Origin of the sequence: Arenimonas sp. (assembly GCF_041919775.1) — a bacterium.
Lineage (GTDB): Bacteria > Pseudomonadota > Gammaproteobacteria > Xanthomonadales > Xanthomonadaceae > Arenimonas.
The window spans coordinates 62,592-85,884 of sequence record NZ_JAYRTE010000001.1 but is presented as its reverse complement, the minus strand read 5'-3'; the positions used below and the strand labels follow the sequence as shown (position 1 = coordinate 85,884).

Genomic DNA, 23,293 nt, shown 5'->3' with positions numbered 1-23,293 from the left:
CGATTACGGGCGTAATCTGTAGAAAAGTTTACGGACGTAATCGAAATGCAGATAAGCGACGCCGAATCCGTGGTCATGCAGGCGCTGTGGCAGTCCAGCCCGATGGCGGCCGAAGACGTCTTCGCCGCCGTGGCCGCCGGCCAGGGCTGGCAGGAAGCCACGGTGAAGACCCTGCTCAACCGGCTGCTGAAGAAGGGCGCGATCAGCGCCGAACGCGACGGCCGGCGTTTCCTGTATTCGCCGGTGCTGCAGCGGGAACAGTGGCTGCGCCAGGAAAGCGAAGGCCTGGTCGACCGCCTTTTCGGCGGCCGGGTTGCACCGATGGTCGCCCACTTCACTGAAAGCGGCCGCCTGTCGAAAAAGGACCTGGCCGAGCTGCGGCAGCTGCTGGAGGACATCGACGATGGCCATTGACTGGCTGTTCGAGCCGACGCTGGCCCTGACCGGCGCGCTGCTCGCGGTACTTGTGCTGCGGACGCCGGTTCGCCGCCGCTTCGGCGCCGCCGCGGCCTACGGGCTGTGGGTGCTGGTGCCGGCAAGCCTGGTCGCGGTGCTGCTGCCGGCGGCCGCGGAGCCGGTGCTGCCGGTCCTGGTGCGGGTGGCGCCGATGGTCGTTCCTGCGGCGTCTGCCCCGGCGATGCCGGCGGTGGCCGAGCCGCTGGCGTGGCTGCCCTGGCTCTGGGCGACGGGCGCCCTGGCTGTGCTGGCCTGGTTGCTGGGCCAGCAGCGGCGTTTCCTCGCGGGCCTGGGCCCGGTGTCGCGCCGTCCCGACGGTTTCCACCAGTGCCTGGCCACGCGCGGCCTGCCCGCCGTGGTGGGCCTGCGCCCGCGCATCGTGCTGCCCGGTGATTTCGAGCAGCGATACGACGCGCTGGAGCGCGAGCTGGTGCTGGCCCACGAAACCGAACACCTTCGCCGCGGTGACCTGCCGGCCTGCCTGCTGGCGGCGGCGCTGCGGGTGCTGTTCTGGTTCAACCCGCTGGTGCACTTCGCGGCCGCGCGTTTCCGCAGCGACCAGGAACTGGCCTGCGACGCTGCCGTGCTTCGCCGCTACCCCGGGCAGCGCCGCCGCTACGGCGACGCGATGCTCAAGACCTGCCTGGCCGACCAGCCGCTGCCCCTGGGCTGCCACTGGTCCGGCTTCCATCCGATGAAGGAGCGACTCGCCATGCTGAAAAATTCGCCCCCCTCCCGCCGCCGTCGTTTCGCCGGATTCGTGCTCGTGTCCCTGCTTGGGCTGGCAGCGGCGGCCGTTGCGTGGGCCGCCCAGCCCGGGAGCCATTCCGAACTGGCGCCGGGCAAGGTGCGACTGGACATCCGCGCGAAGGTGGACGGCGAACCGGTCCCGGCCATCATGGCCGATGTCGATCCCGGCCAGTCCCACCAGGCGAACTTCGAGCACGCCGGCCAGGACTGGGAAACCACCTGGAGGGTGACGCCGCAGGCCGATGGCACCTTCGACATCAAGGCGCGGCTTCTGCGCGACGGCGAAGTGGTCGGCGAGCCGCGCATGATCACCCGCGAACAGGCCGCCATCGGCATTGGCGAGCAATCGCCGGACGGCAGCTTCAAGGGCATCGAGATCGAAATGACAATGACTTTGGGACCGCCGGCGCCGGGCATGGCGGCGGTGGGCATCGAAGGCGAGGCGCCTGCCTATCCCGAGGCCGCGGCGAACGCCGGCGAAGGCGGGATGGTCATGCTCAATGTCCTGGTGGGCCTGGATGGTCGCGCCGAAGAGGTCCGGTTCGTGCCGGAGAAAAGCACGGTCGCGGAAGATTCCGAGATTGCCCGCAATACGATGCAGGTCGCCGCGGGCTGGAAGTTCCAGCCCGGCGTGGAAGACGGCAAGCCGGTGCGGCGTCGGGTGCTGGTCCCCGTGCGCTTCGATCCGCCGGGCAAGTCGCCCGAGGCCTGATTACTCAGGGAACCAGCGTTTTCTCCAGCAGTTCCGCCAGGCGCGCCCCGGCCAGCCGCAGGCGCGCTTCGGCGACCGGACGGTGCTGGTCGAGGTAGGCGTCGGTGATCTTGCGGCCGGGCGGGTACAGACCCTCGGCGTGGATCAGGCGACAGGATTCCAGGGTCCAGGCCTGCGCCGGATTGTTGGCGCCGGCGGCGGGGTCGGCCGGCAGCGGCAGCGTTTGCAGGTGGTCGGCATAGGCGGCGTTGTCCAAACCAGCGCCCTGGACGATCCAGTAGTCCCAGACGCCGTGCAGGTTGGTGCCTTCGCCTTCGGGCGAACCCTTGCCGGTGTAGTTGAGCTGGTGGTTGTTGCCGCCGCGGTCGTGCGGATAGCCGGCGTGCATCGGCTGGTGCGCGTCGCCGACGAAGTGCACCAGGAACTTCAGCGCTTCGACGCGTGCCTGGCGCGGCTGCGAGGCATCACCCAGCACCTTCGCCTGGGCGTTGATCGCACCGATCACGCACTCGCCGTCCGGGCAGTCGCGGGCCGCGGCGTAATCGCAGTCCTCGCCCGGGATGTTGACGTAGTGCCAGCGCTTGCTGGTTTCGCCCAGCGGCGTTTTCGCGGCGCGGATCTCGTCGGCCCAGGTCGAGACGCCGGCCAGGCTCGGCTCGGGCTCATCGGCCAGCAGCGCCTGCACCTCGGCGAGGGCCGCGGGCGAGAGTTCGCGTTCGGCGAGTTCGCCGACCAGCTGGTGGCCCTGCTTGCTCCAGGCAAGGGCAGGGGGCGTGGCCAGCGCGAGCGCCAGCGCGGTGACAATAAGGGTCGGCTTCATGGCCGCGGACTTTACGCCAGCGGCCATGAATCCCGCCATCACGGGCTTCAGAAGGCCCAGACGAAGGCCGCGCCGTAGACCAACGGGTCGATGTTCACGGTGCCGACGCCGGCGCCGTTGACCTTCACATCGGTGTCGATGTCGATGTGGCGCGCGTCCACACGCAGCCACTTGCCTTCACCGATGGCGAAGTCGAGGCCGGCGTGTGCGGCCAGGCCCCAGGACGCGTCCAGCGACAGGTCGGTGCCGGCCAGCGGGCCGGTGGTCTTCTCGTCGAAGAAGCGGGTGTAGTTAACGCCGGCGCCCAGGAACGGGGTGACGATCGACTCGTTGCGGAAGTGGTACTGCAGGGTGAAGGTCGGCGGCAGGTGCTTGGTGGAGCCGGCCTTGACGCCGTTGAGCTTGATGTCGTGCTCGAAGGGCAGGGCGGCCAGCACTTCCAGGCCCAGGTTGGGGCTGAAGAAGTACTCGGCGGTGATGGTCGGACGCCAGTCGTCGCCGACATCGGCCGCCAGCGCGCCGCCGGCCAGGGTGCCGTTGCCGGACTTTGGGGCGACGACGTGGGCGCCGACGGAAACGGTCCAGTCGCCGGCCTCCTGGGCCAGGGCCGGGGCGGAGAAACCGAGCGCCAGGGCGAGGGCGAGCGGGGTGGCAAGGAGGGTACGCATGGTGGAACTCCAGTGGGGAATCAACTGGCGCCAGTTTCCTACCGGCAGGTCCCCGGGCCCTTGAGCCAAGTCAAACCAGCCCTTGTGGGAGGGGCTTCAGTCCCGAGGCCCTTTGGGACTGAAGTCCCTCCCACAAGGGCTGGTTTGGGGACCGGAGCTCGTGCTTGGTAGAATCCGGCGTTTCCACCCACCCTTTCGCCGGCCGGGCCGGTCCAGGAGAATCCATGTCCATCAAGGTCGCCATCAACGGCTACGGCCGCATCGGTCGCAACATCCTGCGTGCGCTGTACGAAGCCAACCGCACCAGCGAAATCACCATCGTGGCGATCAACGACCTGGGTGATGCCGAAACCAACGCCCACCTGACCCAGTACGACACCGCCCACGGCAAGTTCCCGGGCACGGTGACGGTGGAAGGCGGCGACCTGGTCGTGAACGGCGACCGCATCAAGGTCTGCGCCGAGCGCGACCCGGCCAAGCTGCCCTGGGGCGAGCTGGGCGTGGACGTGGTGCTCGAGTGCACCGGCCTGTTCACCTCCAAGGCCAAGGCCTCGGCGCACATCACCGCGGGCGCCAAGAAGGTCATCATCTCGGCCCCGGGCGACAAGGACGTGGACAACACCGTGGTCATGGGCGTCAACGAAGGCGTGCTGCGCGCTTCCGACACCGTGATCTCGAACGCCTCCTGCACCACCAACTGCCTGGCGCCGCTGGCCAAGGTGCTGCACGAGAAGATCGGCATCGTGCACGGCCTGATGACCACCATCCACGCCTACACCAACGACCAGGTCCTGACCGACGTCTTCCACAAGGACCTGCGCCGCGCCCGTTCGGCCACCCAGAGCCAGATCCCGACCAAGACCGGCGCCGCCGCCGCGGTCGGCCTGGTGCTGCCGGAACTCAACGGCAAGCTCACCGGCTTCTCGATGCGCGTGCCCACCATCAACGTCTCGGTCGTCGACCTCTCCTTCGTCGCCGCGCGCGAGACCAGCAAGGAAGAAATCGACGCCGCGGTGAAGGCTGCCTCGGAAGGCGCCCTCAAGGGCATCCTCGGCTTCAACACCAAGCCGCTGGTCTCGATCGACTTCAACCACGACCCGCACAGCTCGGTCTACGACAGCACGCTGACCCAGGTGATGGGCGGCACGCTGGTGAAGGTCTGCTCCTGGTACGACAACGAGTGGGGCTTCTCCAACCGTATGCTCGACACCACCCTCGCCCTGATGGCCGCCAAGTAACCGGCAGCCCCTGTGGGAGGGACTTCAGTCCCGATCACGCGACCCTCGAAAACCCCGGCTCCGGCCGGGGTTTTCTTTTGCCCGGACACCGCTGATCCGAACGGCGAACTCCGCCTCGAATAAATCTGTTGACAGCACTAAATGTTGTGTTTACGGTACATATCATTGTTCACCGGGGCAATTTGCCATGTACAACCGGATTTCCCTGTTCCGGGCCGACCGCGGCGTATCCCGCCGCGAGCTGGCCGAGGCGGTCGGCGTCAATCCGCAGACCGTCGGTTACCTCGAGCGCGCCGACTACAAGCCCAGCCTCGAGCTGGCCATGAAGATCGCGGCCTTCTTCGGCGTCCCGGTCGAGCAGATCTTCTCGTTCGAGCCCTTCCCCTCCGTCGCGGAGACCCTCAGGAAAGCAGGAGAAAACCCATGAAGACGAAGTACGCGATTGCGGCGCTGATCACGGCGCTCGCGGTGATCCTGGTGGCCCAGCTCGCCAGTCCGGGTGGCAATGGCCGCGGCTTCCTGGAAGCTGCCTTCCTGCTGAGCATGCTGCTGATGGTGATGGCGGCCTCGCGGTTCGCGAAGGGGCATTGGGTCACGGGTGCCGGCGCGCGGCCCCACGATGAGTTCGAGCGACAGGTGATGGACCGGGCGGGGGCCCGGGCCCACCGGGTGATGCTGTTGCTGCTGGCGGCGGTCTTCGCCTGGCTGGTTGTGGCCGGACTGGCGAGCGCGCCGATGCCGGGATCCGCCGGCGACTGGGCGACCCTGGGGCTTTCGCTGCTGGGCATCGGCGTCGCGCTGCCGGCGCTTTTCGCCGAGCAGGTGTCACCTACGGCCGATGCTGAAGCCGACGAAGACGCGTCGGCCTGACCGGCTCAGGGCGCGTCGTCACCGAAACCGGCGCCGGCGGCCGAGCGTCTGAGGCGGTCATGGATGGCCAGCCAGGCCTCCCCTTCCGGCGGGCGCTCCGCGAGCAGCAGGTTGGCGCCGCGGGCATCGAGCTCCCGCAGCGCCGCATACAGGCCGTGGGCGTAGTCGATCGGCGTGGCAGGTAGCGCCAGCCCGCACGTGTCACCGGGCAGTTCGCCCAGGGCAAGCACCTGCACGGCCTTGCCCAGGGCCTGCTGTTCAGAGGCTTCCGGCGCCAGCGCCGCGCGCGGCAGCAGCAGCAGCGGCGTGCGCGGGGCGTAGTGGGCTTCGAGCGTGCCAGAGGCGCGCGGGCTGGCCGCGGTGGCGCCGGCTTCGACCGGGCCGATCACCGCCTCGATGCGCTCGCGACCCAGCATGCCCGGGCGCAGGATGCGCGGCGTGCCGCCGGTGAAATCGACGATGGTGCTTTCGATGCCGATCGTGCAGTCGCCGCCCTCGAGCACGACGGGCACCGCGTCGCCGAATTCGGCGCGCACGTGTGCCGCCGTGGTCGGGCTGACGTGGCCGAAACGGTTGGCCGACGGCGCCGCCAGGCCGCCGCCGAAGTCGCGCAGCAGGGCCAGGGCGACGGGGTGGTCGGGACAGCGCAGTCCGACGGTGTCCTGGCCACCGGTCACCACGTCGGGTACGCGCGGCTGCTTGTGCAGCACCAGGGTCAGCGGACCGGGCCAGAAGGCGGTGGCCAGCTGGCGGGCAGCGGCGGGAATATCACGTGCCCACGCATCCAGCGCCTCGACGCCGGCCACGTGAACGATCAGCGGGTGGTCGGCCGGCCGGCCCTTGAGCGCGAAGATGCGGCGCACGGCGTCCGGGTTGCTGGCATCGGCGGCCAGGCCATAAACGGTTTCGGTCGGCAGGCCGATGGCCTCGCCGCGGTGCAGGGCATTGAGGGCGTCGTGCAGTGTCTGGCTCATGCGGCCCTCCGGTAGTCGTCCTGCAGCAGCCCGTAGATCCAGGAATCGGCGAATTCGTCGCCGACCCGCCAGCGGTTGCGCAGCAGGCCCTCGCGCTGGAATCCGAAATGTTCAAGCAGCCGCCAGGAGGGTTCGTTGCGCGGATCAACGTCCGCTTCCACGCGCTGCAGGTCCAGCGGTCCGAAGGCAAAGGCCAGCGCCAGGCCCACGCCCTCACGCGCCAGGCCCTGGCCCTGCCGGGACGGCAGCAGCGAATAACCCAGTTCGGCCCGGCGGTTGGGCCCGCTCAGCGAGAACAGGCTGGTGGTGCCGACGAAGGCATCGTCCTCGCGGTCCGCCAGCGCCCAGCCGAAGGTCGCCGGCGGTTTCCAGCCCATCCGTTCGTCCAGCCAGGCCTCGGCCTGGGCCGCGTCGGTCCAGGGCGCGAAGCTCCAGTAGCGGCAGACCTCCGGGTCGGCGTAGAGCGTGAACAGCGCCGCGGCGTCCGCGCGCCGCAGCGGCCGCAGGCGGACCCGCGGGCCTTCGATCACGGGCAGGTCGGTGCAATCGTCCATGCCGGCATTGTCCCACGCGGCCCCGGCGTTTGCCGCCGGCCGTCGCCGCGGGGGAAAATGGCGGCTTCCCCCGAATCCGGAGCCACCCCATGTCCATCCTCCGCATGGCCGACCTCGACCTGGCCGGCAAGCGCGTCCTGATCCGCGAGGACCTCAACGTGCCGGTCAAGGACGGGCGCATCACCTCCGAACAGCGCATCACCGCCGCCCTGCCGACGATGAAGCTGGCGCTTGAGAAGGGCGCCGCGGTGATGGTTACCTCGCACCTGGGCCGGCCGAAGGAAGGCGTGTGGACGCAGGAGGATTCGCTGGCGCCGGTCGCCGCGCGCCTGGGCGAACTGCTGGGTCGCGAGGTGCCGCTGGTGAAGGACTGGACCGATGGCGTGCAGGTCCAACCCGGCCAGCTGGTGCTGCTGGAAAACTGCCGCATGAACGTCGGCGAGAAGGCCGACGACGAAGCGCTGTCGAAGAAGTACGCGGCGCTGTGCGACGTCTACGTCATGGACGCCTTCGGCACCGCCCACCGCGCCCAGGCCTCGACCCACGGCGCCATCCGCTTCGCGAAAGTGGCCTGCGGCGGCCCGCTGCTGATGGCGGAACTCGACGCCCTGGCCAAGGCCCTGCACGAACCGGCGCGGCCGCTGCTGGCGATCGTCGCCGGCTCCAAGGTCAGCACCAAGCTCGAACTGCTCGGCGCCCTGGTCTCGAAGGTCGACCAGCTGATCGTCGGCGGCGGCATCGCCAACACCTTCATCGCCGCGGTCGGCCACCCGGTCGGCAAGTCGCTGTGCGAAAACGACCTGCTCGACACCGCGCGCCAGATCATGGCCGACGCCAAGGCCCGCGGCGCCGACATCCCGGTGCCCACCGACGTGGTGGTGGCCCCGGCCTTCGCCGCCGACGCACCGGCGACGGTGAAGCCGGTGGCCGAGGTCGGCCCCGACGACATGATCCTGGACATCGGCCCGGAAACCGCCTCGCGCTACGCCGGCATGATCGCCAAGGCCGGCAGCGTCATCTGGAACGGCCCGGTCGGCGTGTTCGAGTTCGACGCCTTCGGCAAGGGCACCGAAGTCCTCGCCCACGCGATCGCCGATTCGAAGGCTTTCTCGATTGCCGGCGGCGGCGACACCCTGGCGGCCGTGGACAAGTACGGCGTCGAGAAGGGCATCAGCTACATCTCGACCGGCGGCGGCGCCTTCCTGGAGTTCTGCGAAGGCAAGGAGCTGCCCGCGGTCGCGGCGCTCAAGGCCCGCGCGGGCTGACGTGGCGACGATCTTCTTCGACCTCGACGGCACCCTGATCGATTCGGTCGAGGGCATCACGCGCTGCGTGGTGCACGCCTTCGAACGCCTGGGCGAACCGGTGCCCGGCGAACACGAGCTTCGCGGCTGGATCGGCCCGCCGCTGCGCGACAGCTTCGCGCCGAAGCTGGGCGACCCGGTGCGGGTCGAGCAGGCCGTGGAGTACTACCGCGAACGTTTCGACACCCACGGCTGGCGCGAGCACGCCATCTATGCCGGCATCGGCGACACCGTCGCGGCCCTGGCCGCCGACGGCCACCGGCTGGCCGTGGTCACCGCCAAGAACGAACCGCATGCGCACCGCATCGTCGAACACCTGCCCTTCGGCGCGCACTTCGAGGACATCATCGGCGCCACGCCCTGCGGCCGGCTGAGCCACAAGCCCGAGCTGATCGGCGAGGCCCTGTCCCGGCTTGGCCTGGCCGCGGACGGCTGCTGGATGGTCGGCGACCGGCACATGGACATCCACGGCGCCCGCCACCACGGCATGCCCTCGGTGGGCGTGCTCTGGGGCTTCGGCGGCGAAGGCGAACTGCGCGAGGCCGGCGCCAGCCACCTGGCCGCTTCCCCGGCGGACCTGCGCGCATTGTTTGCAGGGGTCGCGTGCTAGCTTAGGGCCGTCAAAACCGCCGACCCGATCCATGACCCAGCTGCGCCGCACCAAGATCCTCGCCACCCTCGGCCCGGCCACCGACGCCCCCGGCGTGCTCGCCGGCCTGGTGCGCGCCGGCGTCAACGTGGTGCGCCTGAATTTCTCGCACGGCACGCCCGAGCAGCACGCGGCGCGGGTGGCGGCGGTGCGTGAAGCGGCGGCCGAACAGGGTCGCGAAGTCGGCATCCTGGCCGACCTGCAGGGCCCGAAGATCCGGATCGAGAAGTTCGCCGCCGGCAAGGTGTCGCTGGCGGCCGGCGACGAATTCAGCCTGCTTTGCAGCGCCGACGCCCCGCCCGGCGATGCCAGCCAGGTCGGCGTCAGCTACCTCGGCCTGGTCAAGGACGTGCACCCCGGCGACACCCTGCTGCTGGACGACGGCCTGATGGCGGTCGAGGTACTCGCGATCGAAGGGGAGCGTATCCGCACCCGCGTGCTCACCGATGGCGTGCTGTCCGACCGCAAGGGCCTCAACCGCCTCGGCGGCGGCCTGTCCCTGGGCGCGCTGACCGACCAGGACAAGCAGCACATCCGCATCGCCGCCGAACTGGGCGTGGATTTCCTGGCCGTGTCCTTCTGCCGTTCGGCCGCCGACATGGACGAAGCCCGCGCGCTCGCCGTCGCCGCGGGCTCCGACGCCTTCCTGGTCGCCAAGATCGAACGCGCCGAGGCCATCGAGAACCTCGTAGAAATCACCCGCGCCTCGGACGTGGTGATGGTGGCGCGCGGCGACCTCGGCGTGGAGATCGGCGACGCCGAACTGCCCGGCCTGCAGAAGAAGATCATCCGCACCGCGCTCGAACACAACCGCATCGTCATCACCGCGACCCAGATGCTGCAGTCGATGGTGGACAACCCGATCCCGACGCGCGCCGAGGTGCTGGACGTGGCCAACTCGGTCATCGACGGCACCGACGCGGTGATGCTCAGCGCCGAAACGGCCTCGGGCAGCTACCCGGTGAAGGCGGTCGAGGCCATGGTGCGCATCTGCCTGGGCGCCGAGCGCCAGTTCGACCACGACACCGACTTCGAGAAGGCGCAGCGCGGCCTGCAGCGCGCCGACCAGGCCATCGCGATGGCCAGCATGTTCCTGACTGAACACATCGACGTGCGCGCCATCGTCGCGCTCACCGAATCCGGCGGCACGGCCCGCTTCCTGTCGCGCTTCCGGTCCAAGGTGCCCATCTACGGCCTGTCCCGCCACGACGGCGCCCGCCGGCGCATGGCCCTGGTGCGCGACGTCTTCCCGGTCAATTTCGACAGTGCCGGCCAGACCACCCGCGAGGCCGCGCGCGGCGCCCTGCGCCACCTGTTCGGCCTGGGCCTGCTGGCCGAGGGCGACCGCGTGATCATCACCAGCGGCGACCACATGGAGCTGCACGGGGCCACGAACACCCTGCGCCTGCTCAAGGTCGGGCCAGGTGGCGCTGCCGAGGGCCTGGGCGAGCTGTAATCCTGGCCCCCGCAGGAGCGCCTTCAGGCGCGAATCTTTCGCTTTTGGTTTTAAAACAAGGGCTTCGCGCCTGAAGGCGCTCCTACAACGGTGGCTGGTTGCGGTACAATCGTGGGCTGTCCACCCACCACCGGAATCCCGCCATGAGTATCGACCAGCTCGCCGAAACCGCCCAGGCCATGGTGGCCCCGGGCAAGGGCATCATCGCCATCGATGAGTCCACCGCCACCATCAAGAAGCGTTTCGACGGCGTCGGTATCGACTGCACCGAAGAAAACCGCCGCGCCTACCGCGAGATGCTGCTGACGACCCCGAAGCTGGGCGACTACATCTCCGGCGCCATCCTGTATGACGAGACCCTGCGCCAGTCCACCAAGGCCGGCGTGCCCTTCACCAAGGTCATGATGGACGCGGGCATCCTGCCGGGCATCAAGGTCGACATGGGCGCCAAGCCGCTGGCCGGCTTCCCGGGCGAACTGGTCACCGAGGGCCTGGACGGCCTGCGCGACCGCCTGAAGGAATACGGCAAGCTGGGTGCGCGTTTCGCCAAGTGGCGCGCCGTGATCACCATCGGCGAAGACATGCCCTCGGGCACCTGCATCGACGCCAACTGCCACGCGCTGGCCCGCTACGCCGCGCTGTGCCAGGAAGCCGGCATCGTGCCGATGGTCGAGCCCGAGGTGCTGATGGACGGCGAGCACGACATCGACACCTGCTACGAAATCACCGAGGTCACCCTGCGCTCGCTGTTCGGCGCGCTGTACGAGCACAACGTCATGCTCGAGGGCACCATCCTCAAGGCCAGCATGGTCGTCTCCGGCAAGGACTGCCCGGAGCAGGCCGGCATCGAGGAAGTCGCCGAGATGACCCTGCGCTGCCTGAAGTCGGCCGTGCCGGCGACCCTGCCGGGCATCGTGTTCCTGTCGGGCGGCCAGAGCGACGAGCACGCCACCGCCCACCTCAACGCGATGAACCAGATGGGCGCCAAGCCCTGGCCGCTGAGCTTCAGCTACGGCCGCGCCATGCAGTCGGCGGCCCTGAAGCTGTGGGCCAAGGACATGGCCGGCAACGTCAAGTCCGCCCAGGACACGGTGTTCGCCCGCGCCCGCGACAACGGCCTCGCCGCCATCGGGCAGTGGAAGAAGGGCTGACCCCGGCCCTTGCCCGGCGGCCCCGCCGCCGCCATCGGCAAGTCCATGTAAACGCCGGCCTCGTGCCGGCGTTTATCTTTTCGGCGTCATCGCGCCGCCTGCACGCTGCCGGCGCACCGCGGCCGTACAATCCACCGTTCACATAAGGAAACCGTCCCGTCATGAGGTTTGGCCCCACGCCCCTGCGCTTCCTGCTTGTCTTCCTGCCCCTGCTCGCCCTGCTGGCGGGCTGCGGCGAAGAAGCCGAAGGCGGGCGTGCCGCCCCCGCGGCGACCGTAACCACCCTGGCGGTCGAGGCCAAGCCCTGGCGCGACACCATCCAGGCCCTCGGCACCGCGCGCGCGAACGAGTCGGTGATGGTCACCGCCAAGGTGACTGAAACCGTGGTGCGGGTGAATTTCGGGGACGGTGACCTGGTCGAGGCCGGCGACGTGCTGGTGGACCTGTCGGGGCGCGCCGAGGTGGCCGGCCTGGCCGAAGCCGCGGCCGAATTCCGCGAATCCCAGAAGCAGTACCAGCGCCAGCAGCAGCTGGCCGCCCAGAAGCTGATCCCGGCCGGCCAGCTCGACACCCAGCGCGCCGCGATGGAATCGGCCCGCGCCCGCCTCGACGCCACCCGCGCCCGGCTTTCGGACCGAGTGATCACGGCGCCCTTCGCCGGCGTGCTCGGCTTCCGCCAGGTCAGCCCGGGCACCCTGGTGACGCCGGGCACCACCATCGCCAGCCTCGACGACGTGTCGGTGATCAAGCTCGACTTCTCCGTGCCCGAATCCTTCCTGTCGGCGCTGGAGCCGGGCCAGGCGATCCGCGCCACCAGCGTGGCCTACCCGGACCAGGAGTTCACCGGCGAGGTGGTCACGATCGACTCGCGGGTCGACCCGGTCTCGCGCGCCGTCACGGTGCGCGCCAGCCTGCCCAATCCCGACCGCCTGCTGCGCCCCGGCATGCTGCTGACCGTCGAAGTCTTCCAGCCCGAGCGCCAGGCGCTGGTGGTGCCGGAGATCGCCGTCATCCAGGTCTCGCGCAGCGCCCACGTCTTCCGCGTCAAACCCGACAACACGGTCGAACAGGTGGACGTGACGCTGGGCCAGCGCCGTCGCGGCGAGGTCGAGGTGATCGACGGCCTGTCGGCCGGCGACCGTATCGTCATCGACGGCGCGGTCAAGCTGCGTGACGGCAGCGCCATCACCGACGTGACCCCGGCGCCATGATCCTTTCCGACATCTCGATCAAGCGGCCGGTCTTCGCGACCGTGATGAGCCTGCTGCTGGTGGTGCTGGGCCTGATCGCCTTCACCCGCCTGACGCTGCGCGAACTGCCCAACATCGACCCGCCGATCGTGTCGGTCGAGGTCGGCTATCCCGGCGCTTCGGCGGCGGTGGTCGAGACACGCATCACCCAGATCCTGGAAGACGCCGTCGCCGGCATCGAAGGCATCGAGACCATCGAGTCGCGCAGCCGCAACGGCGAGGCCGACGTCACCCTGGAGTTCTCGCTCAACCGCGACATCGAGGCCGCCGCCAACGACGTGCGCGACGCCATCAGCCGCGTCGGCGACCGCCTGCCGCCCGAAGCCGATCCGCCGGAGATCGAGAAGGTCGAGGCCGACGCCGACGTCATCCTGTGGCTGAACATGAACTCCGAGAAGCTCGACACGCTCGAGCTCAGCGACTACGCCGAACGCTACGTCGTGGACCGCCTTTCGAGCATCGACGGTGTCGCCCAGGTCCGCGTCGGCGGCCGCCAGCGCTATTCGATGCGCATCTGGCTCGACCGCGAGGCCTTGGCCGCGCGCGGCCTGACGGTCAACGACGTCGAAAACGCGCTGCGCCGCGAGAACGTCGAGCTGCCCGCCGGCAGCATCGAATCCCAGGACCGCGACTTCACGCTGCGGGTGATGCGCGGCTACGAGGATCCGGCCGACTTCGCCAAGCTCACGCTTGCCAAGGGCGAGGACGGCTACCTGGTGCGTTTGGGTGACGTGGCGAAGGTCGAACGCGCCTCGTCGGAGCGGCGCGCCTATTTCCGCGGCAACGGCCAGCCCAACGTCGGCCTGGGCGTGATCAAGACCTCCACCGCCAACAGCCTGGATGTCGCCCGCGAGGTCAAGGCGGCGCTGCCGGCGATCCAGGAAAGCCTGCCCGGCGGCACCAGCATCTTTGTCGCTTTCGACAGCACGATCTTCATCGACGCGGCGGTGGACCGCGTCTACTGGACGCTGTTCGAGGCGATCGCGCTGGTGCTGGTGGTGATTTATCTGTTCCTGGGCAGCCTGCGCGCGGCGATCATCCCGGCGGTCACCGTGCCGGTGTGCCTGGTGGCGGCCTTCATCGCGCTGTGGGCCTTCGGTTTTTCGATCAACCTGCTGACCCTGCTGGCGCTGGTGCTGTGCATCGGACTGGTCGTCGACGACGCGATCGTGGTGCTGGAAAACGTGCAGCGCCGCGCCGACCTGGGCGAACCGCCGCTGGTGGCGGCGCGCCGCGGCACCCAGCAGGTGGCTTTCGCGGTCATCGCCACCACGGCGGTGCTGGCGGCGGTGTTCCTGCCGATCGGTTTCATGGAAGGCAATACCGGCCGGTTGTTCCGCGAACTATCGGTGGCGCTGGCGGGTGCGGTGATCATCTCGGCCTTCGTCGCGCTGACGCTGACGCCAATGATGTGCTCGCTCCTGGTGCGTCCGCATTCCGAGCCCAAGGGCCTCAACCGCTGGATCCAGGGCCACCTCGACGACCTGGGCAAGGGCTACCGGCGCGCGGTCGAACGCACGATCGGCAAGCCGCTGCTGTTCGGCGCGGCCCTGCTGGGCACGATGGGCCTGTCGGCCTTCCTGCTGCAGGTGATCCCGGCCGAACTGTCGCCGCCGGAGGACCGCGGCGCGTTCTTTGTCAGCGTCTCGGGCCCGGAGGGCGCCGGTTACGACTACACGGTCGAACAGATGCAGGGTGTCGAGGAAATCCTGTTCAAGTACACCGGCGAAGGCCAGCCGATCGATCGCGTCAACACCGCCGTTCCCGGCGGCTGGGGCGCGGGCGGCACCATGCACACCGGGCGCGCGATCGTGCTGCTCAAGCCCTGGGACGAGCGCGACACCGACACCAGCGGCCTGGTCGAGAAGGTGCGCGGCGAACTGAACCAGCTGCCCGGCGTCGTCGCCCGTCCGCAGGTGCGCACCGGCCTGGTGCGCAGCGGCGGCCAGCCGCTGCAGGTCGTGCTGGGCGGACCGGACTACGCGGAGCTTGCCGAGTGGCGTGACCGCATGCTCGCGCGCATGGAGCAGAACCCGGGGCTGTACGGCGCCGATTCCGACTACAAGGAAACCCAGCCGCAGCTGCGCGTGGAGATCGACCGTGCCCGCGCCGCCGACCTGGGTGTTTCGGTGCAGGAAATCGGCCGCACGCTCGAGACCATGATGGGTTCGCGCCGCGTCACCACCTACGTCGAGGACGGCGAGGAATACGACGTCATCCTGCAGGCCCAGCGCGAGGACCGCGCATCGCCGGCCGACCTGGACAACCTGTACGTACGCTCGAGCCGCAGCGGCGAGCTGGTGCCGCTGTCGAACCTGGTCACCTTGTCCGAGCTGGCCGAGCCGGGCGAGTTCAACCGCTTCAACCGCCTGCGCGCGATCAGCCTTTCCGCCGGCCTGGCGCCGGGCTACACCCTGGGCGAAGCCCTGGAATGGGTGCGCCAGACCGCCGACGAAGAACTGCCCGACCGCGCCCAGCTCGACTACAAGGGCGAGTCGCGCGAGTACCAGAGCGCCGGCGGCGCGGTCATCTTCACCTTCGGCATGGCGCTGCTGGTGGTTTACCTGGTGCTGGCCGCGCAGTTCGAAAGTTTTCTGCACCCGGTGGTGATCATGCTGACGGTGCCGCTGGCGGTGCTGGGTGCGCTGCTGGGGCTGTGGCTGTTCGGCAGTTCGCTCAACCTGTTCAGCCAGATCGGCATCGTCATGCTGGTCGGTCTGGCGGCCAAGAACGGCATCCTGATCGTCGAGTTCGCCAACCAGCTGCGCGACGAAGGCATGGCCATCCGCGACGCCATCGTCGAGTCGGCGGCGGTGCGCATGCGCCCGATCCTGATGACCTCGATCGCGACGATGATGGGTGCGGTGCCGCTGGTGGCCTTCGGCGGCCCCGGTTCGGCCAGCCGCGCCACGATCGGCATCGTGATCATCGCCGGCGTGGCGTTCTCGACCCTGCTGTCGCTGTTCGTGGTGCCGGCTTTCTACACCCTGCTGGCGCCGTACACGCGCTCGCCGGAGGCCGTGGCGCGCAAGCTCGAGAAGCTCGAGCGCGAGACCCCGGCCGTCGGCGGCCACGCCTGAAGCCCGGTCCGGACGGCCCCTTGCCCGGGCCGTCCGCTAGACTGGCGCCATGAACGACAACCGACCCCCGGGCGGCAGCGGTCCCTACCGCGGTCCGCCGACCCAGCGGCGCGACAAGCGCGAACGCCAGCGTGACCGCGAGGCCACCGAATCGCGGCCATCAGCCCCGCGCCCATCCGCGCCGCGGCCGGCATCGCGGCACGAAGCCGCCGAGCCGTCCACGCCGCGCGGCCCGCGCGAGCAGCGCCTGTACGGCCTCAACGCCTGCCTGGCCATGTTCGCGCGCCGTCCCGCCGACCTGCGCAAGGTCTGGCTGCTCGAGTCGCGTATCCACCGGCTCAAGGACGTGCTGGCCTACTGCGTGAAGAACCGCATCGGCTACACCGTGGTCGGCGACGAGGACCTGCAGAAGCTGGCCGCCAGCAGCCACCACGAGGGCGTGGTGTTCGGTGCCACGCCGGCGCCCGAACTCTCGCTGTCCGGCTGGCTGCGTGAGCTGCCGCCCGGCCCGCAGGTCGCGCTGTGGCTCGACGGCGTCGGCAACCCGCACAACCTGGGCGCGATCCTGCGTTCGGCGGCGCATTTCGGCGTGGCCGGCCTGCTGCTGCCGAAGGACTCGTCGCTGGCGCTGTCGGGCGCCGCCGCGCGCGTGGCCGAAGGGGGAGCCGAGGTCGTGCCGCTGGTGCGCCTGGGCCGCGCCGACAACAGTCTCGCCCAGCTCACGTCGGCCGGGTTCGTGGCCGCTGCCACGGTGGTGCGGGGCGGCCAGCCGCTGCACGCCGCGACCCTGCCGGAGCGCCTGCTGCTGGTGATGGGCGCCGAACAGAGCGGCGTGGATCCGCTGCTGGCCGAGGCTGCCACCCTGCAGCTGGCGATCCCTGGCACGGGCGCGGTGGAAAGCCTGAACGTCGCCTCGGCCACCAGCGTCTTCCTCGCCGAATGGTGGCGCCAGCAGCGGCCATGAACCGGCAATTCAGCCCGGCGCCGGCATAATCCGGCGGATGGATACCAAACCACGCTCCCTTTCCCTTCTTCGCGGCCTGGTGCTGGCGGCGCTGCTGCTTCCCGCCCTGGCCCTGGCCCAACGCACTGAATATGGCGTCGATTACCTGGTGCGCTTCCTGCCCGAAAGGGGCCAGGCCGACGTCAGCATCCGCCTGACGCCCGGCACCGGTGAAGTCCGGCGCCTGCGCCTGCGCATGCCGGAAGACCGGTATTCGAAAGTGCGCGGCGACGGCGAGGTCACCCGCAAGGGCGACATCGTGACCTGGGTGCCGCCGCGCGGCGAGCCGGCCCGCCTGCGCTTCCTGCACGAGATCAACCACCGGCGCCGCGATGGCGGTTACGACGCCCGCATCACCGCCGACTGGGCCCTGCTGCGCGGCGACGACCTGGTGCCGCCGGCCACGGTGGTGGCGACCAAGGGCGCCGACTCCCGGGCGCGCCTGCGTTTCCAGCTGCCCAAGGGCTGGGGCAACGTCGATACCCCGTTCAAGCGAAGCCGCGACGGCAAGTCCTTCGTGGTGGTGAATCCCGAACGCAACTTCGATCGCCCGACCGGCTGGATCATCGCCGGCGACGTCGGCACGCGCCGCGAGCAGTTCGAGAACATCGAGATCAGCGTTGCCGGCCCCAAGGGCGACGAGGTGCGGCGCAACGACATGCTGGCCTTCTTCAACGTTCTGGTGCCGCAGTTCGAGGCGCTCTACGGCAAGCTGCCGGTCAAGGTGATGATCGTCAGTGCCGGCGACCCGATGTGGCGGGGCGGGCTCTCCGGTCCGCGTTCGCTGTACCTGCACGCCGACCGGCCGCTGATCAGCGAGAACGGCACCAGCACCCTGGTGCACGAGCTGAGCCACGTGTTCACCCGCCTGCGCGGCGCCGACGGCGACGACTGGATCACCGAGGCGGTGGCCGAGTACTACTCGATCGAACTGATGCGGCGCGCCGGCCTGCTGAGCGAAGCGCGCGCGGACAAGGCCCAGGACTGGATGGCCGGCCACGGCGAGGACGTGGCCTCGCTCACCTCCAACCGTTCGCAGGGCCCGCGCACCGCCCGCGGCGTGACGCTGCTGCGCGAACTCGACTCCGAGATCCGCAAGGCCACGAAGAACAAGCGCAGCCTCGACGACCTCGTCCGCGCCGTGCTGCCGCTGCGCGAAGTCTCCCGCGAAGACCTGCGCGAACACGCCGCCGACCTCATCGGCCGCCCGTCCAAGGTCCTGCAGTCGGACCTGCTGGACTGAGCCCTAGTCGGCCTTGACCGGCAGGCTGCCGAAATCGACCTCGGTTTCGGCGGCGAGGTAGGCCAGCACCGCATAGGCCGCCACCTGCTGGTCCAGCGCCCGCGGGTCGATCTTGTCCAGGGTGTCGTTGGCGGTGTGGTGGTAGTCGAAATAGTCGATGCCGTCCTGCGCCAGCTGCGCCCAGGGCGCGCCCTTGGCGACGATCGGGCCGACGTCCGGGCCCGGGCTGCCGCCGGTGCTTTCGGTGGCGATGCCCAGCGGCGCCAGCACCTCGCCGATCTTCGCGACCACCGGCCAGGCGGCCGCGTCGACGCCGGCGCGCAGCGCATAGATGCGGCCGGCACCGAAGTCGCTTTCCGCGCCCAGCTGGTGCGCCGGGATCTCGCCCGCGGCGGCGCGCGCCTCGGCGTAGGCCTTGCCACCGTAAAGCCCCTGTTCCTCGTTGGCATAGGCGATCACGCGCACGGTGCGGCGCGGCGCACGCTCGAGCTGGCCGATCAGCGCGCCGGCGGCGAAGGTGATGCCGATGCCGGCGCCGTCGTCGATCGCGCCCGTACCCAGGTCCCAGGAATCGAGGTGGCCGCCGATGGTGACCACTTCGCCCGGCAGCTCCCGGCCACGGATCTCGCCGATGACGTTGTGCGAGGTGTAGTCGGCGACGGTTTCGGCGGCAATGTCCAGGCGCAGGCGCACCGGCTTGCCACGCGCGACCATGTGTTCGATCAGGTCGGCGTCCGGATTCGACAGCGCGGCCGCGGGGATGCGCGGCACGTCTTCGGCGTAGCGCATCGTGCCGGTGTGGGCGAAGCGGTTGGAGCTGGTGCCGATCGAACGGATCAGCACCGCAACCGCGCCCTTGCGCGCGGCCTCGACCGCGCCCTGGCTGCGCGCACCGACGGCGGGGCCATAACCCCGCCCGTCCTTGAAGCGCACCATGCGGTTGGTGATGACTGCGATCTTGCCCTCGAGGCTGCCCTCGGGCGCCGCCTTCAGCGCATCGAGGTTCGCAAAGGCCACCACCTCGGCTTCGACCGGCGTTTCGCCGGTACCGACGCTGCCGCCGAGCGCAGTGATCACCAGCGGCTGCGGGTAGGGCGCCAGGACTTCGGCGCGCTCGTGGTGGCGCAGCCAGACCGGGAAGGTCACCGGCTCGAGGTAAACCTTGTCGAAGCCCATCGCCTGCATCTTCGCCTTCGCCCACTCAACGGCCTTGGCGTCCGCCGGCGTGCCGGCCAGGCGCGGGCCGATTTCCGTGGTCAGGGACTCGACCACGTTCCAGGCCTCGCTGCCGCGCATCGCGCGCTCGCGCAGGCCTTCGGCCGCGGCGATGTCGTCCGGGTCCAGGCCGGTGGCGGCGAAGGCCGGCAGGGCGGCGAGCAGGGACAGGGCAAGCAGGGTTCGGACGGGTCGCATTCGGTGTCTCCGGCAAGGCGACGCCGGCCCCGGAGGCCGGCGTCGGGGTATAACGAACGATGTCAGCGCGACTTGAGGCTGTCGCGGATCTCGGTGAGCAGCTTCACTTCCTCGCTGGGCGCCGGCGGCGGTTCGGGCGAGGCCGCTTCCTTGCGCTTGAGCGAGTTCATCACCTTCACGGCCACGAAGATGGCCAGCGCGATGATGAAGAAGTCGACCACGGTCTGGATGAAGGCGCCGTATTTGACCAGCACGGCCGGGATCTCGTTCCCGGCGGCGTCCACGGTGGCGGCCTTGAGCTCGATGGCCAGGTCGCCGAAATCAACGCCGCCGATGGCGTAACCCAGGGCCGGCATCACGATGTCGTTCACCAGCGAGGTGACGATCTTGCCGAAGGCGGCGCCGATGACCACGCCCACGGCCAGGTCGACGACGTTACCGCGCAGCGCGAATTCCTTGAATTCCTTGGCCATCCCCATGGCGATCCTCCGGTTGTTGTTGTGGTTGCAACCGTGAATCTACACCGGACGGCGGATCAGGTGATACGACCGTCCAGCGTCACCAGGTCGTCGATCGCGGCATGGAAGCGGTCGCCCCGCTGCAGCGCGGCGACGCCGGCCGGCGTGCCCATGAAGACCAGGTCGCCGGCCTTGAGCGCGTAGAGCTTCGAGAGTTCGTTGATCACCTCGGCGACGCTGAACACCATGCTGGCCAGCGTGGCCTGCTGGCGGCGTTCGCCATTGACGTCCAGCGACAGCAGCCGCTGGCCCAGGTCGCCGGCATCGCCCGCCGGCACCAGCTCGCTGGCCGGCGCCGAATGGTCGAAGCCCTTGGCGGTGTCCCAGGGCAGGCCCTTGGCCTTGGCGCGGGCCTGCAGGTCGCGGCGGGTCAGGTCGAGGCCGACGCCGTAGCCAAACACCAGCGCCATCGCATCGTCCACGGCCACCAGGCCATCGGCGTCGCGGCCCAGCGCGACCACCAGCTCGACTTCGTGGTGCAGGTCGGCGGTGCCGGACGGGTAGGGCACGTCGCCGCCGCCGGCAACGATGGCATCGGCGGGTTTATGGAAGAACACCGGGTTGCCGCGATCGACGCTGGCGCCCATTTCCGCGGCATGGTCGGCGAAGTTGCGGCCGACGCAGTAAATGCGGCGAACAGGAAACGAGCCGCCGCCGCGAACGGGCAGCAGGGTCGGCATGGGCAGGGGAATGACGGTGTCGGTCAACGCAGGTGAAGCGGCGGATGCGGGTCGCGCACGCGGGTGTATTCGCCTTCGATAACGTCGGCGCGGGGCGCCGGACGGCGGGTGGCGACGAACAGGCGGCGGGCGCCGGCGAACAGCAGCATGCCCAGGCCGATGACCAGGCCGAAGCCGACCAGCACCAGCAGCAGCGCCAGGCCGAGCAGGCCGACGAGCACCTTGAGCAGCGGGTTGCGCGGCTTCGAGGGGCAGTAGCTGAACATGCGGTGGAAGAAGAAGGTCATGCGTCGCCGTGGCAAACTCGGGGACCGGAAGTATGGCGAGGCGCCGCGTGGAAAGTGTAAGTGGTTCGTTAATCGAACTGGCCGACTGGCCGCCCGAAGGCCTGTCCGAAACCGAGGCCCGGGTGGACGGGGAGGCGCAGTCATTGGTTCTCCTGCGCCAGGGCCAGGACCTTAAGGCCTGGCTGAACGTCTGCCCGCACGCGGGGCGCCGGCTCGACTGGGCGCCGGGCAAGTTCCTGACCGACAAGGGCCGGCTGGTATGCGCGGCCCACGGCGCCAGTTTCGAACTGGAACAGGGCGTGTGCGTGGCGGGCCCGTGCAAGGGCGCGTCGCTGGTGCCGGTGCGCGTGGCCGTGGCCGGCGCCGGCTAGAACATCAGGTTGACCATCAGCAGCACGACCGCCAGGTAGACCAGGGTCAGCGGCGCGCCGGTCCGCCACAGGTCGCGGGCGCGGTAGCCGGCCGGGCCGGACACCATCGCCAGCACCGGGTTGGAGACGCTAAGGAAATTGTTCGAGGCCGACAGCGCCACCACCAGCGCGAAGGCCAGCGGGTTGCCGCCTGCAGCGAGCGCCACGTTGATCGCCATCGGCACCACCACGACGGTGGCACCGACGTTGCCGATCACCAGGGCGAAGGCGGTTGCGAGCAGGCCGAAGGCCGCCTCGAGCACCCAGATCGGCACGTCGCTGCCAATGCGTTCAAGCACCTGCTGCGCGATCCAGCCCGCGGCACCGGTCGAGTCCATCGCCCAGCCCAGCGGGATCAGGCAGGCCATCAGGAACACGGTTTTCCAGTTCACCGCGGCATAGGCCTCGTCCATGTTCAGCACGCCGACCAGCATCATCGCGGCGGCGCCGGCCATCAGCGCGATCGGCACCGGCACCAGCGTGGACAGCGCCAGCGCCATCGCGCCGACGAACACCGCCAGCGCCCACCACAGCTTCTGCGGCCGCTGTTCGCCCTTGGGGTAGTCGGTGACGACGACGAAGTCGCGGCTTTCGCTGGCCTGGGCCAGGTCGGTCCAGATGCTGTGGAAGACCAGCATGTCGCCGGCCTTGAACGACATCTTGCGGATGTCCTCGCGCCAGACCTGGCCGTCGCGGTTGATCGCCAGCAGGCTGATGCCGAAGCGCTTGCGCAGCTGCAGCTGCGACTGCGACTTGCCCAGGAAGCTGGACGTGGGCGGGATCACCGCCTCGGAAATGCCCGAGCGGCTGGGATTGAACAGGTCGGCGAAGTGGCGCAGCCGCGCCGACATGCGCAGCAGGTTCTTCTGCGCGTAATCCTGGATGGCCTCGCGCGGGCCCATCACGCCCAGCACGCTGCCGACCCAGATCATCTGGTCGGCTGGCGGCGCCAGCCGGGCCTCGTTGCCGCTGAGCAGGGCCAGCAGCAGCGGCGCGTCGCGCTGGGCCTCGGCCTCGCCCACGCTCATGCCCACCAGCGGGCTTTCGGCGGTGACGGTGAGTTCGTAGACGTCGCCTTCGATGCCATAGGCGCGGGCGAAATAACTCTGCGTGCGGCTTGGCGCCACGCCCTTGTCTTCGGCCTTGGCGAACCAGCGCTGGCCCAGCCAGCGCCAGTAACCCAGCCCGAGCAGCAGCAGTGCCAGGCCGATCGGCAGCGGCGCGAACATCTCCAGCGGCTCCAGCGTCGCCACGCCCGAGGGCAGGTTGCGGTTGGCGGCGACCAGCAGGTCGTTGAGCAGCATCAGCGGCGAGTTGCCGATCATCGTCAGCCCGCCGCCCATCACGATGGCGCCGGCGACCGGCAGCAGCAGTCGCGACAGGCTCAGACCGGTGCGGCCCGACAGACGCGAGGCCACCGGCAGGAACAGCGCCATCACCGACGGGTTCTGCATGAAGCCCGACATCAGGCCGGCGAGCGCCGAGGTGAGCAGGATCAGGCGCTCCTCCATGCCCTTGGAGACGCGCAGCAGCCACACGGCCACGCGGTTGAGCGCGCCGGTGCGGTCCAGCCCCGCGCCCAGGATCATCGTGGCGATGACGGCGATGACCGCGTTACCCGAAAAACCGTCGAACAGCTGGTTCGCCGGCACCTGGCCGGTGAGCCCCAGCAGCACCAGCACGACCAGCGCGGTGGCGTCGGCGCGGATGCGCTCGATCATGAACATCACGATGGTGAAGCCGACCAGCCCCAGCACGATCATCATGTCGCGGGTCAGGGTCAGGCTGGTGTCCATGCGTGGGCGGC

23 protein-coding genes are annotated in these 23,293 nt (G+C 69.6%); 14 read left to right on the top strand and 9 right to left on the bottom strand.

What is annotated here, in order from left to right; all coding sequences use genetic code 11:
- Positions 1-45: 45 nt before the first annotated feature.
- Positions 46-414 carry a BlaI/MecI/CopY family transcriptional regulator gene (locus ACE3TE_RS00410; RefSeq protein WP_374601170.1) on the top strand — a complete coding sequence of 123 codons (369 nt, stop codon included), beginning with the start codon at positions 46-48 and terminating at the stop codon, positions 412-414.
- Positions 404-1,918, top strand: a complete 1,515-nt coding sequence (locus tag ACE3TE_RS00405; RefSeq protein ID WP_374601168.1) for a TonB family protein — start codon at positions 404-406, stop codon at positions 1,916-1,918. The genes ACE3TE_RS00410 and ACE3TE_RS00405 overlap by 11 nt, the downstream gene beginning before the upstream one ends.
- 4 nt (positions 1,919-1,922) lie before the next feature.
- Here ACE3TE_RS00405 and ACE3TE_RS00400 read toward each other — a convergent pair whose 3' ends face one another.
- A complete protein-coding gene (locus ACE3TE_RS00400) occupies positions 1,923-2,738 on the bottom strand; it encodes a S1/P1 nuclease (protein WP_374601166.1) in 816 nt (271 codons plus the stop codon).
- A 47-nt stretch (positions 2,739-2,785) separates the two neighbouring features.
- A complete protein-coding gene (locus ACE3TE_RS00395; RefSeq protein ID WP_374601164.1) occupies positions 2,786-3,406 on the bottom strand; it encodes an OmpW family protein in 621 nt (206 codons plus the stop codon).
- A 224-nt stretch (positions 3,407-3,630) separates the two neighbouring features.
- Between ACE3TE_RS00395 and gap the strand changes: the two genes are divergently transcribed.
- The 3 genes from gap (at position 3,631) to ACE3TE_RS00380 (ending at position 5,514) form a co-directional block, all read left to right on the top strand.
- Positions 3,631-4,644 carry a type I glyceraldehyde-3-phosphate dehydrogenase gene (gene gap / locus ACE3TE_RS00390; protein WP_374601163.1) on the top strand — a complete coding sequence of 338 codons (1,014 nt, stop codon included), beginning with the start codon at positions 3,631-3,633 and terminating at the stop codon, positions 4,642-4,644.
- Positions 4,645-4,831: 187 nt separating this feature from the next.
- A complete protein-coding gene (locus tag ACE3TE_RS00385) occupies positions 4,832-5,071 on the top strand; it encodes a helix-turn-helix transcriptional regulator (protein WP_374601161.1) in 240 nt (79 codons plus the stop codon).
- The gene (locus tag ACE3TE_RS00380; RefSeq protein ID WP_374601159.1) at positions 5,068-5,514 is read left to right on the top strand and encodes a hypothetical protein; all 447 of its coding nucleotides are present in this window, start codon (positions 5,068-5,070) and stop codon (positions 5,512-5,514) included. The genes ACE3TE_RS00385 and ACE3TE_RS00380 overlap by 4 nt, the downstream gene beginning before the upstream one ends.
- A 5-nt stretch (positions 5,515-5,519) precedes the next feature.
- Here the strand turns inward: ACE3TE_RS00380 and ACE3TE_RS00375 are convergent, their stop codons facing one another.
- Both ACE3TE_RS00375 and ACE3TE_RS00370 read right to left on the bottom strand, forming a co-directional pair.
- The gene (locus tag ACE3TE_RS00375; RefSeq protein WP_374601157.1) at positions 5,520-6,488 is read right to left on the bottom strand and encodes an L-threonylcarbamoyladenylate synthase; all 969 of its coding nucleotides are present in this window, start codon (positions 6,486-6,488) and stop codon (positions 5,520-5,522) included.
- Positions 6,485-7,042, bottom strand: a complete 558-nt coding sequence (locus ACE3TE_RS00370) for a GNAT family N-acetyltransferase (protein ID WP_374601155.1) — start codon at positions 7,040-7,042, stop codon at positions 6,485-6,487. The genes ACE3TE_RS00375 and ACE3TE_RS00370 overlap by 4 nt, the downstream gene beginning before the upstream one ends.
- Positions 7,043-7,131: 89 nt before the next feature.
- On the opposite strand from ACE3TE_RS00370, the gene ACE3TE_RS00365 reads away from it, so the two are divergent.
- The 8 genes from ACE3TE_RS00365 to ACE3TE_RS00330 all read left to right on the top strand — a co-directional run bounded on the left by ACE3TE_RS00365 (position 7,132) and on the right by ACE3TE_RS00330 (position 18,178).
- Positions 7,132-8,307 (top strand): phosphoglycerate kinase, encoded by a 1,176-nt coding sequence (locus ACE3TE_RS00365; protein ID WP_374601153.1) that lies wholly within the window; start codon positions 7,132-7,134, stop codon positions 8,305-8,307.
- A 1-nt stretch (position 8,308) separates the two neighbouring features.
- On the top strand, positions 8,309-8,956 hold the full coding sequence (locus tag ACE3TE_RS00360; protein WP_374601151.1) for an HAD hydrolase-like protein: 648 nt from the start codon (positions 8,309-8,311) through the stop codon (positions 8,954-8,956).
- Positions 8,957-8,987: 31 nt separating this feature from the next.
- Entirely contained in the window at positions 8,988-10,451 is a 1,464-nt protein-coding gene (pyk, locus tag ACE3TE_RS00355) for a pyruvate kinase (protein WP_374601149.1), read from the top strand.
- A gap of 143 nt (positions 10,452-10,594) precedes the next feature.
- Complete coding sequence (locus ACE3TE_RS00350; protein ID WP_374601147.1) at positions 10,595-11,602, top strand: class I fructose-bisphosphate aldolase; 1,008 nt, start codon at positions 10,595-10,597, stop codon at positions 11,600-11,602.
- Positions 11,603-11,763: 161 nt separating this feature from the next.
- Positions 11,764-12,813 (top strand): efflux RND transporter periplasmic adaptor subunit, encoded by a 1,050-nt coding sequence (locus tag ACE3TE_RS00345; RefSeq protein ID WP_374601145.1) that lies wholly within the window; start codon positions 11,764-11,766, stop codon positions 12,811-12,813.
- Positions 12,810-15,932: an efflux RND transporter permease subunit gene (locus tag ACE3TE_RS00340; protein WP_374601143.1), complete on the top strand. Its 3,123-nt coding sequence runs from the start codon at positions 12,810-12,812 to the stop codon at positions 15,930-15,932. Before ACE3TE_RS00345 ends, ACE3TE_RS00340 begins: the two co-directional genes overlap by 4 nt.
- 49 nt (positions 15,933-15,981) lie before the next feature.
- Positions 15,982-16,896 carry a TrmH family RNA methyltransferase gene (locus ACE3TE_RS00335; protein ID WP_374601141.1) on the top strand — a complete coding sequence of 305 codons (915 nt, stop codon included), beginning with the start codon at positions 15,982-15,984 and terminating at the stop codon, positions 16,894-16,896.
- Positions 16,897-16,933: 37 nt separating this feature from the next.
- The gene (locus ACE3TE_RS00330) at positions 16,934-18,178 is read left to right on the top strand and encodes a hypothetical protein (protein WP_374601139.1); all 1,245 of its coding nucleotides are present in this window, start codon (positions 16,934-16,936) and stop codon (positions 18,176-18,178) included.
- Between the two features lie 3 nt (positions 18,179-18,181).
- Here ACE3TE_RS00330 and ACE3TE_RS00325 read toward each other — a convergent pair whose 3' ends face one another.
- The 4 genes from ACE3TE_RS00325 to ACE3TE_RS00310 form a co-directional block, all read right to left on the bottom strand.
- Complete coding sequence (locus ACE3TE_RS00325; protein ID WP_374601138.1) at positions 18,182-19,591, bottom strand: M28 family peptidase; 1,410 nt, start codon at positions 19,589-19,591, stop codon at positions 18,182-18,184.
- Positions 19,592-19,653: 62 nt separating this feature from the next.
- Positions 19,654-20,070, bottom strand: coding sequence for a large-conductance mechanosensitive channel protein MscL (mscL, locus tag ACE3TE_RS00320; RefSeq protein WP_374601136.1), 417 nt, complete (start codon positions 20,068-20,070; stop codon positions 19,654-19,656).
- Between the two features lie 56 nt (positions 20,071-20,126).
- Complete coding sequence (locus ACE3TE_RS00315) at positions 20,127-20,816, bottom strand: fumarylacetoacetate hydrolase family protein (protein WP_374601134.1); 690 nt, start codon at positions 20,814-20,816, stop codon at positions 20,127-20,129.
- Positions 20,813-21,076 carry a hypothetical protein gene (locus tag ACE3TE_RS00310; protein ID WP_374601132.1) on the bottom strand — a complete coding sequence of 88 codons (264 nt, stop codon included), beginning with the start codon at positions 21,074-21,076 and terminating at the stop codon, positions 20,813-20,815. The genes ACE3TE_RS00315 and ACE3TE_RS00310 overlap by 4 nt, the downstream gene beginning before the upstream one ends.
- A gap of 32 nt (positions 21,077-21,108) precedes the next feature.
- On the opposite strand from ACE3TE_RS00310, the gene ACE3TE_RS00305 reads away from it, so the two are divergent.
- Positions 21,109-21,447, top strand: coding sequence for a Rieske (2Fe-2S) protein (locus tag ACE3TE_RS00305; RefSeq protein WP_374601130.1), 339 nt, complete (start codon positions 21,109-21,111; stop codon positions 21,445-21,447).
- Here ACE3TE_RS00305 and ACE3TE_RS00300 read toward each other — a convergent pair.
- Complete coding sequence (locus ACE3TE_RS00300; RefSeq protein WP_374601129.1) at positions 21,444-23,282, bottom strand: SLC13 family permease; 1,839 nt, start codon at positions 23,280-23,282, stop codon at positions 21,444-21,446. The two genes, ACE3TE_RS00305 and ACE3TE_RS00300, sit on opposite strands and share 4 nt — an antisense overlap.
- Positions 23,283-23,293 lie beyond the last annotated feature (11 nt).